This window comes from Bradyrhizobium sp. C9 (assembly GCF_002532045.1).
Lineage (GTDB): Bacteria > Pseudomonadota > Alphaproteobacteria > Rhizobiales > Xanthobacteraceae > Bradyrhizobium.
Genome location: NZ_NWTG01000002.1, coordinates 1 through 14,327 on the forward strand (window position 1 = coordinate 1; position 14,327 = coordinate 14,327).

At 65.7% G+C, this 14,327-nt stretch carries 12 protein-coding genes; 2 read left to right on the forward strand and 10 right to left on the reverse strand.

Going from position 1 to position 14,327, the window contains the following annotated elements:
- Window positions 1–88: 88 nt before the first annotated feature.
- From CO675_RS04920 to CO675_RS04930, 3 genes are all read right to left on the reverse strand, one after another.
- Window positions 89–1,399, reverse strand: coding sequence for an HlyD family type I secretion periplasmic adaptor subunit (locus CO675_RS04920; protein WP_198964489.1), 1,311 nt, complete (start codon window positions 1,397–1,399; stop codon window positions 89–91).
- 8 nt (window positions 1,400–1,407) lie between these two features.
- Window positions 1,408–3,159, reverse strand: coding sequence for a type I secretion system permease/ATPase (locus tag CO675_RS04925; protein WP_097670941.1), 1,752 nt, complete (start codon window positions 3,157–3,159; stop codon window positions 1,408–1,410).
- A gap of 149 nt (window positions 3,160–3,308) precedes the next feature.
- Window positions 3,309–4,103 (reverse strand): acyl-CoA thioesterase domain-containing protein, encoded by a 795-nt coding sequence (locus CO675_RS04930; RefSeq protein ID WP_097670942.1) that lies wholly within the window; start codon window positions 4,101–4,103, stop codon window positions 3,309–3,311.
- A 112-nt stretch (window positions 4,104–4,215) separates the two neighbouring features.
- Between CO675_RS04930 and CO675_RS04935 the strand changes: the two genes are divergently transcribed.
- On the forward strand, window positions 4,216–5,124 hold the full coding sequence (locus CO675_RS04935) for a LysR substrate-binding domain-containing protein (protein WP_097670944.1): 909 nt from the start codon (window positions 4,216–4,218) through the stop codon (window positions 5,122–5,124).
- On the opposite strand, the gene CO675_RS04940 is transcribed toward CO675_RS04935, so the two are convergent.
- From CO675_RS04940 to CO675_RS04970, 7 genes are all read right to left on the reverse strand, one after another.
- Window positions 5,121–6,098: an ABC transporter ATP-binding protein gene (locus CO675_RS04940; RefSeq protein ID WP_097670945.1), complete on the reverse strand. Its 978-nt coding sequence runs from the start codon at window positions 6,096–6,098 to the stop codon at window positions 5,121–5,123. The two genes, CO675_RS04935 and CO675_RS04940, sit on opposite strands and share 4 nt — an antisense overlap.
- Window positions 6,095–7,507, reverse strand: coding sequence for an amidase (locus tag CO675_RS04945; RefSeq protein ID WP_097670946.1), 1,413 nt, complete (start codon window positions 7,505–7,507; stop codon window positions 6,095–6,097). The genes CO675_RS04940 and CO675_RS04945 overlap by 4 nt, the downstream gene beginning before the upstream one ends.
- On the reverse strand, window positions 7,504–7,695 hold the full coding sequence (locus tag CO675_RS04950; RefSeq protein WP_092119665.1) for a hypothetical protein: 192 nt from the start codon (window positions 7,693–7,695) through the stop codon (window positions 7,504–7,506). The genes CO675_RS04945 and CO675_RS04950 overlap by 4 nt, the downstream gene beginning before the upstream one ends.
- Window positions 7,692–8,765 carry an ABC transporter ATP-binding protein gene (locus tag CO675_RS04955; RefSeq protein WP_198964490.1) on the reverse strand — a complete coding sequence of 358 codons (1,074 nt, stop codon included), beginning with the start codon at window positions 8,763–8,765 and terminating at the stop codon, window positions 7,692–7,694. Before CO675_RS04955 ends, CO675_RS04950 begins: the two co-directional genes overlap by 4 nt.
- Window positions 8,766–8,768: 3 nt before the next feature.
- Complete coding sequence (locus CO675_RS04960) at window positions 8,769–9,656, reverse strand: ABC transporter permease (RefSeq protein ID WP_097670947.1); 888 nt, start codon at window positions 9,654–9,656, stop codon at window positions 8,769–8,771.
- Between the two features lie 2 nt (window positions 9,657–9,658).
- The gene (locus CO675_RS04965) at window positions 9,659–10,612 is read right to left on the reverse strand and encodes an ABC transporter permease (RefSeq protein ID WP_097670948.1); all 954 of its coding nucleotides are present in this window, start codon (window positions 10,610–10,612) and stop codon (window positions 9,659–9,661) included.
- Between the two features lie 199 nt (window positions 10,613–10,811).
- A complete protein-coding gene (locus CO675_RS04970) occupies window positions 10,812–12,464 on the reverse strand; it encodes an ABC transporter substrate-binding protein (protein WP_097670949.1) in 1,653 nt (550 codons plus the stop codon).
- Window positions 12,465–12,673: 209 nt separating this feature from the next.
- Here CO675_RS04970 and CO675_RS04975 point away from each other — a divergent pair, with 209 nt between their 5' ends.
- Window positions 12,674–14,281, forward strand: a complete 1,608-nt coding sequence (locus CO675_RS04975) for an ABC transporter substrate-binding protein (protein WP_097670950.1) — start codon at window positions 12,674–12,676, stop codon at window positions 14,279–14,281.
- Window positions 14,282–14,327 lie beyond the last annotated feature (46 nt).

The window sequence follows — 14,327 nt, forward strand, 5'->3', positions numbered from 1 at the left end:
AAGGAATCACAGCTGACCGAAATCACTCACTGCTTTTTCGGTCAGGCTCTCAGGATGACGGGACGATGACGAATCGTCTGTAAGGAAACTACTTCTCGCGGAATGAGCGCATGAACTGGTCGCTCAGCGGCTTCATCAAATACGACAGCATGGTGCGGTCGCCGGTCTGGACGAAGGCTTCCACCGGCATGCCGGGGATGATCTTCACCTCGCTGCCTAGGCGCGCGACCTCTTCCGGCGGCATCGAGACGCGGATCGTGTAGTAGCTCTGCCCGGTGCGCTGGTCGGTGTTGACGTCGGCGGAGACGCGAGTGACGACGCCATTCAGCTCCGGCGTGGTGCGCTGGTTGAAGGCGGAGAGCCGGAGCACGGTCTTCTGACCGACCTGGAGCTTGTCGATATCCTGCGGATTGACCTTGGCTTCGACCGACAAGTCATCGGCCCTCGGCACGATCATCATGATGGCATCGCCCGCGGTAACGACGCCGCCGACCGTGTGGACGGTCGATTGCAGCACCACGCCGTCCTGCGGGGCGCGGATATCGATGCGGCGGAGCTGGTCTTCGGCGGTTACCTTGCGCTCGACGAATTCGCCGATCTTGTCGTTGGTCTCGCGCAGGTCCTTCGAGACCTCCGAGAGCATGTCCTTGTCGACCTGGATGATCTGCAGCTCGGTCTCGGTGATCTTGCCCTTGGCCTGGGCACGCGAGGCAATGTACTGCGCGCGTTCGCCGGAGAGCCGCGCCGCGTCGCGCTCCAGCGTGGTGAGACGGGTGAGCTGCACCAGATGCTGCTCATAGAGCTGGCGGACGCCGACCAGCTCCTGCTGCACCAGCGCGATCTCCTTGTCCTTGGAGGTTTCCTGCGCCTGCAGCCCGGCGATTTCCTCGTTGAGCTGGGTGACGCGTTCGCGCAGTTGCGCCTTCTGGCCGGCGCGGCCGTTGACGCGGACTTCGAACAGCTTGGTTTCGCTCGCCATGATATCGCGGACGTCGGGATCCCTCGCCTGCTCGGTGAGCTGCGGCGGAAACGCGATCTTGTCGAGGCCCTGCTGCTCGGCCTGGAGCCGGGCCGCACGCGCATAGAGACCGTTCAGCGTCTTGACCACGATCGCAAGGCTCGCCTTCACGACGGTCTCGTCGAGACGCACGACAACGTCGCCCGCCTTGACCGTGTCGCCGTCGCGCGCCAGGATCTCGCCGACGACGCCGCCGGTCGGGTGCTGCACCTTCTTGACGTTGGTATCGACCACCACCGAGCCCGGCGCGATCAGCGCGCCCGAGATCGGCACCGTCGCGGCCCAGCCGCCGACGCCGCCGCCCAGAACCAGGACCACGACGAGGCCGACCACGAGGTGCTTCCTGATCGAAGCATGTGCGTTGCGCGGCTGATCCGTCATGCGGCCGCTCATGACTTGGTCGCTCCCGCGTCGGCGACGATCTTGATCGGCGTGGGCACCGGCGGCGCGACGCGCTGCAGCACCTGCGCGAGCACGGTCTCCTTCGGCCCGAAGGTCTGCATGCGGCCGTCCTTGAGCACGAGCAGCTGATCCACGCCCTCGATGCCGATCGGCCGGTGTGCGACCACGATGACGACAGCGCCGCGCTCGCGTGCGCCACGCACCGCGCGGGTCAGCGCCTCGTCGCCTTCGCTGTCGAGATTGGAGTTCGGCTCGTCCAGCACGATCAGGAACGGATTGCCGTAGAGCGCGCGCGCCAGCGCGACGCGCTGCGCCTGGCCGGCGGAAAGCGCGGTGCCCTGCTCGCCGACCTGGGTGTCGTAACCCTCGCGCATCTTGATGATCATCTCATGCACGCCGGCCTCCTTGGCCGCCGCGATGATGCCGTCGGACTTGGCGTCGGGATCGAACCGGCAGATGTTCTGCGCGACCGTGCCGGCGAACAGTTCGACGTCCTGCGGCAAATAGCCGACATGGCGGCCGAGTTGGTCCGACGACCACTGATCCAGCGCGGCGCCATCGAGCCGTACCTTGCCGCGTGCCGGCACCCAGACGCCGACCAGCGCCCGGATCAGCGACGACTTGCCGGACCCGCTCGGGCCGATCACGCCGACGCCGCTGCCGGCTTCGACCGCGAAGCTGACATCCTGCACGATCGGGCGCTGGTCGCCCGGCGCAACCATGGTCACCGCCTCGACCGAGAGCTTCTTCTCCGGCGCCTGCAGCAGCGTCTGCTCCGGCCGCGCCGGAATCTGCTGCAGCAGGCGGTTGAGGCGCTGCCAGCTCTGCCGCGCGGCGACGAAGCTCTTCCAATGCGCGATCGCGAGATCGACCGGCGCCAGCGCCCGCGCGCTCAGGATCGAGCCGGCGATGATGATGCCGCCGGTAGCCTCCTGGTGAATCACGAGATAGGCACCGACCGCGAGCACCGCCGACTGCAGCATCATGCGCAGCACCTTGGCGACCGCACCGAGCCCGCCGCTCACGTCGCTCGCACGCTGGTTGCCGGACAGATACTCCTCGTTGGCTTCGTTCCAGCGCTTGTTCATCCGCCCGGCCATGCCCATCGCCACGAGCACTTCGGCGTTGCGGCGGCTGGAGGCTGCGAGATCGTTGCGCCGCGCCGCGAGCGACATCGCTTCCCTCGCGGGCGTGCGCGACATGTATTCGGTGATTAGCGTCAGCGTCACCAGAATGACGGCGCCGACCAGCGCCGTGACGCCGAGCAGCCAATGGAACGCGAAGCAGATCAGCATGTAGAACGGCAGCCAGGGCAGATCGAAGAACGCACCGGGACCCATGCTGCCGAGGAAGGAGCGCACATTGTCGAGGTCGCGTAGCGGTTGCAAGCCCTCGCTGCGATTGCCCGCCATCAGCGGCAGCCGCACGATGGTGTCGAACACCCGCGCATTGAGCGCTTCATCGAGCGAGGTGCCGACGCGGCCGAGGATCCGTCCGCGCAGCAGATCGAGCACGCCCTGGGCCATGTAGAGGACCGCGGCGATCACGACGAGGCCGACCAGGGTCGGAACGCTGCGGCTCGGCAGCACCCGGTCGTAGACCTGCAGCATGAACATCGAACCTGTGAGATAGAGCAGGTTGATCATGCAGCTGATGAGGCCGACGCCTATGAAGGCACTGCGGCACGCGCGCAGCGCCTCAGCCAGTTCGGAACGCCGGACAGCGGGCGCAACTGCCATAAAAACCGATCTCTGCAAATCAAAAGGGCTACGTGATCACCACGTTGTATAGACGTTTGCGACCACCGTCCATTTCAAGTCGCGCCAACCAAAGCATGGTTCGCGACCTATTTTTGTGATCCCACAGACAGTTGACGGAATAATTAGGGTTAACCGACCGCGGAACCTGGACCCGCAGCGGGTGCGCTTCCCGGAAAGGGCACGAGAATGACCGACATCGAGACCCGGCCGATCTCGCCATCCACATCGAGCAATACCCCGCTGCCGACGCCGAGCCCGGCCTCCGGGCGCCAGCGGGCCTCGGCGCGAATGCCGATCCACGCACCCCGTGGCGGTCTGAACAGCTGCACCGCGAGGTTCGGATTGGGGTCGGCCACCACGTTCTGCACCGGGCGCGCGATGCCGTGGGTCCAGTCGGCCGGACCGAGCACGCGCGCCAGCGGGCCGGCATCGGCGATCACGCTATGGTGCATGCGAAACCAGGCGACGTCGCTGCCGGCACGGGCCTCCATCGCGTCCATGAACCAGTTGCGGCCATGGACTGCGTGCGGGCTGCGCAACGGAAAGCGCGTGGGATCCACCGGGTCGGCTGCGCTGCCGTGAAGACCGGGGACCTCGACCGCACGTTCGCGCGACAGCGTCACGCGCACCGTGGCACAAGGCTGCTGCTCGCCGACCGGCCAGAGCGTGTTGTCGACGACGCTGACCCGGCCGCCCTCGGTCACGACGGCGACATGCGTGCGCAATTCGGCCATCGGCGTCGGCCGCAGGAACCAGGCTGACGCCGATATCGCGGTGCCCCAGTTGCGCGGACCTGCCATCGCCTCGACCTCGGCGGTCAACAGGCTTGCGACCGCTCCGCCCTGCAGGCCTGCGAACGGCCCCGCCGCCAGCGCGGCCGGCTTCCAGTGATGCGGCGTGGCGAGCGGTTCGAATATGGCCAAGGCGGATATGATCTCATGAGGTGAGCAGGATTGAGCGCAGGGCCAATCTGATCCAAGAATAGCGGCCATGACAAAAGGCCATTCATCACTTCAGGTGAACAGGATTCACCCATTGGATGCCCCTGATCCGCGGGCCATCCCACCGCTGACGGCGCTGCTCGCCTTCGAGCGTGCGGCAACCCAGCTCAGCTTCCGCCGCGCCGCGCGCGACCTGTCGCTGAGCCCGTCGGCGATCAGCCACCAGATCCGCGGACTGGAGCAGCAGTTCGGCACCAAGCTGTTCGTCCGCGGCGCGCGCTCGGTGCGCCTGACCGCTGACGGCGAACGTTACCTTGCAAAGGTGTCGGCCGCGCTGGCGATGCTGCAGCAGGCAAGCCGCGACATGCTGCGGCAACGCGGCGAGGCAAGCGGCGAGTTGTGGATCAGCTCACTGCCGTTCTTCACCAGCGCCGTGCTGCTGCCGGCGCTGCCGGAGTTCAAACGGCGCCACCCGCAACTGACGCTGCGGATCGAGGCCACGCACCAGTATGCCGACTTCAACGGCTCCCGCGTCGATGTCGCGGTCCGCTACGGGCGGGAACATGCCGCCGGGCTGAAGGTGGAGCCGCTGGTCCAGGTCAGGGGATTGCCGGTGTGCACGCCGGCACTGGTCAAGGCGGGGCTGCGGACCCCCGCGGACTTGTCGCGGGAGGTGCTGATCCATGTCACGACGCAACCGCGGGGGTGGCCAGCCTGGCTGAAGGAAGCCGGGCTGCCGCATCTCGCCCCGCGCGGACATCTGTGGCTCGACAGCGTGCCGGCGATGCTGGAGGCTGCCGAGCACGGGCTCGGCGTGGCGCTCGCAATGGCGCCGCTGATCAAGGCGCGGCCGGGTTTCGGCAAGCGGCTGGTGGCGCCGTTTGCGTTCGAGGCCGCGCATCACGAGACGATCTACCTGGTCTCCCGCACCGAGCAGGCGCGGGACCGGCGGATCGCGGCGGTGCGGCGCTGGATCGCCGACGCGGTCGCGCGGGCATCCTAAACCGCGGCGCCGGCCGATTCTGCGAGAACGCAGCGCGCCAGATGCCCGGGCGCGGTTTGTACGCTCGGCGGCAGGCTCTCGCTGCAGCGCGGTTCGGCGAACTTGCAGCGTGGCGCAAACGAGCAACTGGACGGCGCGTGGTCGAGCGAAGGCGGCGTGCCCGGGATGGTCTCGAGGCGCTGACCGCGCATCGCGCCGTGAATGGTCGAGGCCAGCAAGCCCTTCGCGTAGGGATGAACCGGTGTGCGCACGATATCGCGCAAGGCGCCCTGCTCCACGATCTGGCCGGCATACATCACCGCGACCCGGTCGCAGATCTCGATGGCAACACCGATGTCGTGGGTGACGAAGATGACGGACATCCCGAATTCGCGCTGCAGTTCGCGCAGCAGCAACAGGATCTGGATCTGCACGGTGGCGTCGAGCGCGGTGGTCGGCTCGTCCGCGAGCAGGATCTTCGGCTTGCAGGCCAGCGCCAGCGCGATCATCGCACGCTGGCGCATGCCGCCCGACATCTCGTGCGGATAGGAGTCCAGCCTTCGTTTCGCGGAGGGTATCCGCACCACCTCGAGCATCTCGAGCGCGCGCGCCGTGGCGTCGCGCTCGCTCTTGCCCTCGTGACGCATGACCGTTTCCGCGATCTGGCGGCCGATGGTGTAGACCGGATCGAGCGCCAGCGCCGGCTCCTGGAAGATCATCGAGACGGTCTGGCCGCGGAATGCGGACAGCGCCTCGTCATCCATCGCCAGCACGTCCCGGCCCAGCACTTTCACGCTGCCGGAGATCTGCGTGCGCTTCTTCGGCAACAGCCGCATCAGCGCGCGCAGCGTCACGCTCTTGCCCGAGCCGGATTCGCCGAGCAGCCCCAACACCTCGCCCTCGCCGAGCTGCAGGCTGAGATCGTTGACGGCGTGGACCGTGCGATCGCCGGTGAAGCGGATGTTGAGGTTGTTGATCTCGACGAGGTTGGTCATGCGAGCTTGGGGACCCTGGCGTGGAAATCGGTCGCGCGCTGGAAGGCCGCGCCGATCCGGAGCAACACCGCTTCCTCGAAGGAGCGGCCGATCAGCTGCATGCCGACCGGCAGACCCGCTTTGGTGAAGCCCGAGGGGATCGAGAGCGACGGCAGGCCGAGATAGTTGACCGGGCGGGTGAACCGGGTCAGCCGCTGGATCACCGCTTCCGCGCCCGGGCCATTGCCGACATCGCTCTCGGCGATCGTCGGCGCCGGCACCGGCGAGGACGGCGCGATCACCGCATCAATGCCGTTGACCGCCGCATTGTGCGCGGCGAGCGCGGGCCCCCGCCAGCGCATGGCCTCGAGATAGGTAACGGCCGGAATGGTCAGGCCATTCTGCAGCCGCATCAGGACCTGCGCGCCGTAATCCTGCGGCCGCTCGATCATCCAGCGCTTGTGGTAGGCTGCGGCTTCTGCCGCGAGCACGAGTTGCGACGCAGCACCGAGCTGGCGCTGATCGGGCAGCTCGACCTTGACGATCTCGGCGCCCTCCTTCTTCAGGGCGGCCACCGTCTCGTCGAGGACACGCGCCACTTCGCCATCGAGGTCGTCGACATAGAAAGTCGTCGGGACGCCGATCTTGAGACCCTTCAGCGATTGTCTCGTCGCAGCCAGATAGTCGGGCACCGGCAGCGTCGACGCCGTCAGATCCTCGGGGTCGGCGCCGGCCATCAGGCCGAGCAGTAGCGCGCAGTCTTCCGCGGTCTGCGCCAGCGGACCGACGGTGTCGAGCGACTGCGAAAGCGGCATCGCGCCGGCGCGGCTGACGCGGCCGACCGTCGTCTTCAGGCCGGTGACACCGCAGAAATGCGCGGGCATGCGCACAGAACCGCCGGTATCGGAGCCGAGCGCGGCAAAAGTCAAGCGCGCGGCGACCGCGGAGCCCGAGCCCGATGACGAGCCGCCGGTGATGTGCTCGGTGTTCCAGGGATTGCGCACAGGGCCGTAATGCACGTTGTGGCCGGTCGGCCCATAGGCGAACTCGACCATCTGCAGCGAGCCGAGCCGGACCTGCCCGGCATCCTTCAGTCGCTGCAACGCCGTCGCGGTCGTCTTCGGCACGAAGTCACGGCGAATCAGCGAGCCGCAGGTCACGACCTTACCGGCCTCGTAATACATGTCCTTGTGCGCCAGCGGCACGCCGTGCAGCGGGCCTCGGCTGTTGCCCTTGGCGAGCGCGGCATCGGCCTCGGTAGCCGCGGCAAGCGCCTGTTCGGATTCGATCGCCATATAAGCGTTGAGGCGCGGCTGCCATTCCGCAATGCGATGCAGCACGGCGCGCGTCACCTCATGCGAGGAGACCTTCTTGTCGGCGATCGCCTTGGCGACCGCGGTCAGCGTCATCAGGGCAGGTTCGGTGCTCATTTCGACACCTTCTGCGCCAGCAGGAAGCTTGCGGGTTCAAGATCGAAGGGCAGCGTGCCGGAGATCGGCGCGAAGCCGTCGAATGCGGGGCCGATCGAGTTGGCGATGCGGGTGGCGACATCATCGTCAGCGGGCACGTCGGCGACGTGCGCGATCACCTTGACGTCCTTGGGAGTTGGTCTGGTCATGCCGCGTTTTCTCCTTTTGCTTTTGCCGGCGCGCGGCTGTGCCCCGAGCCGGGAATGGCCATGTAGCACGCCGCTTGATGACCCATTGTATCGAGATCGCTGAGTTTTGGCGTGTCGTTTGCGCAGAGCGGCTCCGCAAACGGACAACGGGTGTGAAACCGGCAGCCGGCCGGCGGATCGATCGGATTGGGCGGATCGCCCGAAATCGGCGGCACCTCAGTGCGCCTGTCGGGATCGGATGACGGCATCGCCGCCAGCAACGCGCGGGTATAGGGATGCGCCGGCGCATCCCAGACCGCATCGACCGGGCCGAGCTCGACCACTTCGCCGAGATACATCACGAGCACGCGATCGGAGATGTAGCGGACCACGTTGAGATCGTGACTGATGAACAGATAAGTCAGGCCGAATTCACGCTTCAGATCGGCGAGCAGATTGAGCACCTGTGCCTCGACCGATTTGTCGAGCGCGGATACCGCCTCGTCGAGGATCACGAGCCGCGGCGACAGCGCCAGCGCGCGGGCGATGTTGACGCGCTGGCGCTGGCCGCCCGACACTTCGTGCGGATAGCGGTTGGCGAAAATCTCCGGCCGCAAGCCCACCTTGCCGAGCAGTTCGCGCGCCAGCGTCCGCGCCGTGTCATCGGCCATGCCATGGACTTTGGGTCCGAAGGCGATGGACTCCTCGATGGTGAGGCGCGGATTGAGCGAGGCGTAGCTGTCCTGGAACACCATCTGCACGCCGCGCCGCAAATCGCGCAACGAAAGCGCCGGGCCGACCTGCCGGCCGTCAAAGATGATGTCGCCGGCATCGCGCGTCATCAGGTGCATCAGCAGCCGCGCGGTGGTCGACTTGCCGCAGCCGGATTCGCCGACAATGCCGACGGTCTCACCCTTCATGACCGCGAAATTGACGTCGTCGACGGCACGCACGGTCTTGCGCGGGTAAAACAGCCCACCGCGCACCGGGAAGTGCTTGGTCAGCCCCTTGACCTGCAGCAGCGGCTGCGCGGCGCCGCCGACATCGGCGACCGGCTCCAGCATATCGACGGAGAGATTGGCCTCGCTCATGCTTTAGTTCCTGATGTCCATGGCACTGCGCATGCCGTCGCTGAGCAGATTGAAGCAAATCGAGACCGCGAAGATCATCGCGCCCGGCAGCGCCGCGACCCATGGGTTGACATAGATCGCGGTGCGCAGCGTGTTCAGCATCAAGCCCCATTCCGGCTCCGGCGGCTTGGTGCCGAGCCCGAGGAACGAGAGACCGGCGGCGAGGATCATCGACACCGAGATCAGGCCGGTGGCGTAGACGAAGATCGGACCGAGCACATTGCCGAGCATGTGCACGCGCATGATGGTGAACGGACCGGCGCCGGACGCGCGCGCCGCCTCGACGAAATCCATGTTGCGGACGCCCGTGGTGACGCTTTCGGCGACGCGGGTGATCTGCGGCACGAACACGATGGTCAGCGACACGATCGAATTGGTGATGCCGGCGCCGAGCGCACCCGAGATCGCGATCGCGAGCAGTACCGACGGGAAGGCGTAGAACACGTCGACAGTGCGCATGATCGCGGTGTTCAGCTTGCCGCCGACGTAACCGGCGACGAGGCCGAGCGAGGTACCAACCATGAAGGCGAGGATCACCGGCAGGATGCCGATGACCAGCGACAGCCGTCCGCCATAGATCAGCCGCGCCAGCATGTCGCGGCCGAGCTCGTCGGTGCCGAGCGGATAGCCCGGCGTACCGATGTGGCGGAGACGGCGGATCATCGAGCCCTGATAGGGGTCGGCGAGATGCAGCCATGGTGCCAGCAGCGCCGAGGCGAAGATCAGCACCAGGATGATGGCACAGGCCATGCTGACCTTGTCGCGTCGGATCCGACGCCCGACCGTCGCCCAGTAGCCGCGCGCCTTGGTCGCGGGAGCTGCCTGCAATGCAGTATCCGACATCGCACTCATGGCTAGCTCCGCTTGATGCGCGGATCGATCACGGCCTGCGCGATATCGACCAGGAGATTGAGCAGCACGAAGAACAGCGCCAGCACCAGGATCGTGCCCTGCAGCAGCGGCAGATCGCGCTGGAAGATCGCCGAGTTCAGCAACAAGCCCGAGCCCGGCCAGGAGAACACAGTCTCGATCAGGATCGAGCCGCCGAGCATGTAGCCGAGTTGCAGACCCATCACGGCGAGCGCGGTCGGCGCCGCGTTCTTGATGACGTGGCGAAACACCCCGGTCTCGCGCAGGCCCTTGGCACGCAGCGCCTCGACGAAATCCTGGCTCAGGATATCGCCGGTCAGCGCGCGCACCGTGCGGGTAACGATGCCCATCGGGATCACCGAGGTGGTGATCGCGGGCAGCACCAGATAGCGCAGATGCTCCCAGTCCCACGCCCAGGCACCGGAGCCGCCGGGACCGGCGCCGACCGCGGGCAGCCAGTTGAGCTGCACCGAGAAGATGATGACCAGCACCATGCCGAGCCAGTAATGCGGCAGCGAGACGCCGGCAATGGCAATCGATGTTGCGACCTTGTCGACCCAGGTGTCGCGGAAATACCCGGCGATCAGGCCGAACAGCAGGCCGAGCGTGAAGCCGATCATCGCAGCCGCAATCGCCAGCATCACGGTGTTGCCGACCGCATGCATCACTTCCGACAGCACCGGCCGTCCCGTGGCGATCGAATTGCCGAGATCGCCGTGGATCGCGCGCCACAGCCACAGACCGAATTGCACCGGTAACGGGCGATCGAAGCCGTAGGCGCTGCGCAATTGCGCGGCAAGCTCCTGCGAGGCATCGGCCGGCAGCACCGCGACCAGCGGATCGCCGGGCGTGATGTGCACCAGGAGAAAGCACACCAGCGCAACGCTGAGCACGATCGGAATGACGTAGACGATCCGTCTGGACGTATAGGCGAGCACGTTGTGTTCTTTCCTCCTGCTCCCCTTGCGGGAGAAGGTGGCGCGCAGAGCGCGCCCGATGAGGGGTTCTATTCGCGGATAACGCTATTTCAGATCAGAAAGGAGCGCCCCGCGGAGACAACCCCTCACCCGTCTTCGCTCTTGCGAAGCCACCCTCTCCCACAAGGGGAGAGGGTGCACCGAGAATGTCGCCAACCCGTCACGGCACGACCGAGACCGGCGAGAAGTCGACGAACCAGCTCTTCGGCTGCACAAAGCCCTTGACCTTCGGGCTCATCGCGCGCGGCGCAACGTCGTGGGCGACGTAGAGGAACGCCGCATCATCGACCGAGGCCGCGTGCAGCTCGGCAAGCGCGGCGTCGCGCGCCGCCGGCTCGAAGGTCTGGCGGGCCTTTTTCACCAGCTCATCGAACTTCGGATTGTTGATGAAGCCCCAATTGTTCGAGACCGGCGGCGCCATGCCGGATTGCAGGAAGCGCACCAAAGCGAAGAACGGATCCATCGCCGCATAGGTGACGTTGGTCGCATTCGAACCATTGGCCGACGGATCCTTGGCGCCGCGCCGCCAGTTGGTGAACAGCGTATTCCACTCGATGACGTCGAGCTGCACATCGAAGTAGCACTCGGCCAAAGCCTGTTGCAGATACTCGTTCATCGGCAGCGGCAGCATCTGGCCCGAACCCGACGCCGAGGTCTGGATCTTGACCGTCAGCTTCTTGTTGGGACCGAAGCCGGCCTCCTGCATCAGCTTCTGCGCGGCCGGCTTGTCATACTTGATCTGGAAGGTCGGGTTGCCGCGCCAGGGATGGCCAGGCTCGAACGTGCCGGTGGCCGGCACCATCAGCCCCGCGAGCAGGCCGTCGCGCAGCCCTTCGCGATCGACGCATAGGTTGGCGGCCTTGCGGACGCGGATGTCGTTCCACGGCGAGCCCTCGACGCGGGAGAACTGCCACGGCCAGACATGCGGCTCCTCGTTGGAATACAGATTGAAGCCACGCTGCTTGATCTCGGGCAGTGCGTCGGGCGCCGGCGCCTCGATCCAGTTGACCTGCCCCGACAGCAGCGCCGCGGTGCGCGCGTTGGCCTCGGGCATCGGCAGCAGCACCATCTTGTCGGTCTTCGGCACGCGGGCCTTGTCCCAGTACTTCTCGTTCTTCACCAATTCGAGCCGCTCGCGCGGCGTGAAGCTCGACATCTTCCAGGGGCCGGTGCCCGAAGCGTCCTTGGCGAACGCCGCCCATGCGGCCTGCGACTTCGCCTTGGCATCGGCGCCTTCGGCCTTGTCGTAGAATTGCTGCCACTTGGCCGGGCTCGCCATGAACAGATTGGTGAGGTTGATCGGCAGGAAACTATCCGGCTCCTTGGTGGTCAGCTCCACCGTCATGTCGTCGATCTTGCGCGCCGACACCAGGGTCGGCATGCGCGAGGCGGTGACGCCGACCTGACTCGCATCATACTGCGGCGCATCCTGCTTCAGCACCTTGTCGACGTTCCAGACCACGGCGTCGGCATTGAACGGTGAGCCGTCGTGAAAGCTGACGCCGGGACGCAACTTGAAGACCCACTTGGTCTTGTCGGCGTCGTCGACCTTCCACTCGGTGGCGAGGCCCGGAATCAACGCGCTCGCCTTGTCCGACGACGACAGGTCCCACATCGTCAGCGCGTCATACATCGTGAGCCCGGTGAAGCGATTGCCCTCGAATCCCTGGTCGGGCTGGCCGAGCGTGCGCGGAATATCGGCAGCTGTCATGCCAATGCGCAGCACGGTCTCGGCGCTGGCGATCGCCGGCACACAATTGGCGATCGCAAGCGCCAGCATGATCGCCGTCGCATTGGTCTTCCTGTTACGCATCTGAGCAACCCCTTCGAAGTCTGGTGACGTTTTGGTGATTATTTCTTGGGCAAGCGTATGCAATGCGTGTGCCAAGGGGAATAGTTCTTCAGCAAATAACCACTGGGCGCGTCATTTCTTCCCACCTTAGGCTAAGACGAGGAAATGGTGCCTATTCTGGCACCATGCTTGCACGTTTCAGCTCCGACTTTCAGCAACGGAGCCTTCATATGCGCGCGCGCAATTCGATCCTGATGGCGGCAATGGCGCTCGCCCTGACCGCGGGCTGGCCGGCCATGTCGGCGCGCGCCGAGTCAATTGTGCGCTACGGCATTTCGATGGCCGACATTCCGCTGACGACCGGCCAGCCCGATCGCGGCGCCGGCGCCTATCAGTTCACGGCTTACACGATCTACGATCCGCTGGTGGCCTGGGAGATGGACGTTGCCGACCGGCCCGGCAAACTGGTGCCCGGGCTTGCGACTGAATGGAAGGTCGACGACAACGACAAGACCAAGTGGCGCTTCACCTTGCGCACGGGCGTAAAATTCCACGACGGCAGCGACTTCAACGCCGACGCGGTGATCTGGAATCTCGACAAGGTGCTGAACGACAAGGCGCCGCAATTCGACAAGCGGCAGAGTGCGCAGGTCAAGACCCGGCTGCCCTCGGTTGCGAGCTACGCCAAGATCGACGACCAGACCATCGAGATCACCACCAAGACGGTAGACTCCTTCTTCCCCTACCAGATGCTCTGGTTCCTGGTCTCGAGCCCCGCGCAATATGAGAAGCTCGGCAAGGATTGGGACAAGTTCGCCAGCCAGCCCTCCGGCACCGGTCCGTTCAAGCTGACCAAGCTGGTGCCGCGCGAGCTTGCCGAGCTGACCAGGAACCCGGACTATTGGGATAAGAAGCGGCTGGCGAAGGTCGACAAGATGATCCTGATCCCGATGCCGGAGGCGCTGACCCGCACCAACGCGCTGCTGGCCGGCCAGGTCGACCTGATCGAAACACCGGCACCAGATGCTGTGCCGCAGCTCAAGGCCGCCGGCATGAGGATCGTCGACAACGTGACGCCGCATGTCTGGAATTATCATTTGAGCGTGCTGCCGGGCTCACCCTGGACCGACATCCGCCTGCGCAAGGCGCTGAACCTCGCGATCGACCGCGACGCGGTGGTTGGCCTGATGAACGGCCTGGCAAAACCCGCCAAGGGCCAGGTCGATCCGTCGAGCCCGTGGTTCGGCAAGCCGAGCTTCGAACTGAAATACGACCTCGCAGCCGCGAAAAAGCTGGTGGAGGAAGCCGGCTACTCCAAGGACAAGCCGCTGAAGACGACCTTCATCATCGCCCAGGGCGGCACCGGGCAGATGCTGTCGCTGCCGATGAACGAGTTCCTGCAGCAGAGCTTCAAGGAGATCGGCATCGATATCGACTTCAAGGTGGTCGAGCTCGAGACCTTATATGCGCACTGGCGCAAGGGCGCCGCCGACGAGATGAACGCCGGCATCACCGCGAACAACATCGCCTATGTCACCTCGGATCCGCTCTACGCCATCGTGCGATTCTTCCATTCCGGCCAGGTGGCGCCGACAGGCGTCAACTGGGGCGGCTACAAGAATCCGAAGGTCGACGCGTTGATCGACGAGGCCAAGCAGACCTTCGACAGCGCAAAACAGGATGCGCTGCTGGCGCAGGCGCATGCGCTGATCGTCGACGATGCCGCGCTGGTGTGGGTCGTGCACGACACCAATCCGCACGCGCTGTCGCCGAAGGTGAAGACCTTCGTGCAGGCGCAGCACTGGTTCCAGGATCTGACGCAGATCGGGTTGGAGTAGGCATCCTCATCGTCGTCCCGGCGAACCTCTCCATTCGTCGTCCCGG

Bases quoted from the DNA above. Each gene is read 5' to 3' on its own strand.
- CO675_RS04920 (WP_198964489.1), bottom strand. From the start codon at position 1,399: ATGACGGATCAGCCGCGCAACGCACATGCTTCGATCAGGAAGCACCTC.
- CO675_RS04925 (WP_097670941.1), bottom strand. From the start codon at position 3,159: ATGGCAGTTGCGCCCGCTGTCCGGCGTTCCGAACTGGCTGAGGCGCTG.
- CO675_RS04940 (WP_097670945.1), bottom strand. From the start codon at position 6,098: ATGACCAACCTCGTCGAGATCAACAACCTCAACATCCGCTTCACCGGC.
- CO675_RS04945 (WP_097670946.1), bottom strand. From the start codon at position 7,507: ATGAGCACCGAACCTGCCCTGATGACGCTGACCGCGGTCGCCAAGGCG.
- CO675_RS04950 (WP_092119665.1), bottom strand. From the start codon at position 7,695: ATGACCAGACCAACTCCCAAGGACGTCAAGGTGATCGCGCACGTCGCC.
- CO675_RS04955 (WP_198964490.1), bottom strand. From the start codon at position 8,765: ATGAGCGAGGCCAATCTCTCCGTCGATATGCTGGAGCCGGTCGCCGAT.
- CO675_RS04960 (WP_097670947.1), bottom strand. From the start codon at position 9,656: ATGAGTGCGATGTCGGATACTGCATTGCAGGCAGCTCCCGCGACCAAG.
- CO675_RS04970 (WP_097670949.1), bottom strand. From the start codon at position 12,464: ATGCGTAACAGGAAGACCAATGCGACGGCGATCATGCTGGCGCTTGCG.
- CO675_RS04975 (WP_097670950.1), top strand. From the start codon at position 12,674: ATGCGCGCGCGCAATTCGATCCTGATGGCGGCAATGGCGCTCGCCCTG.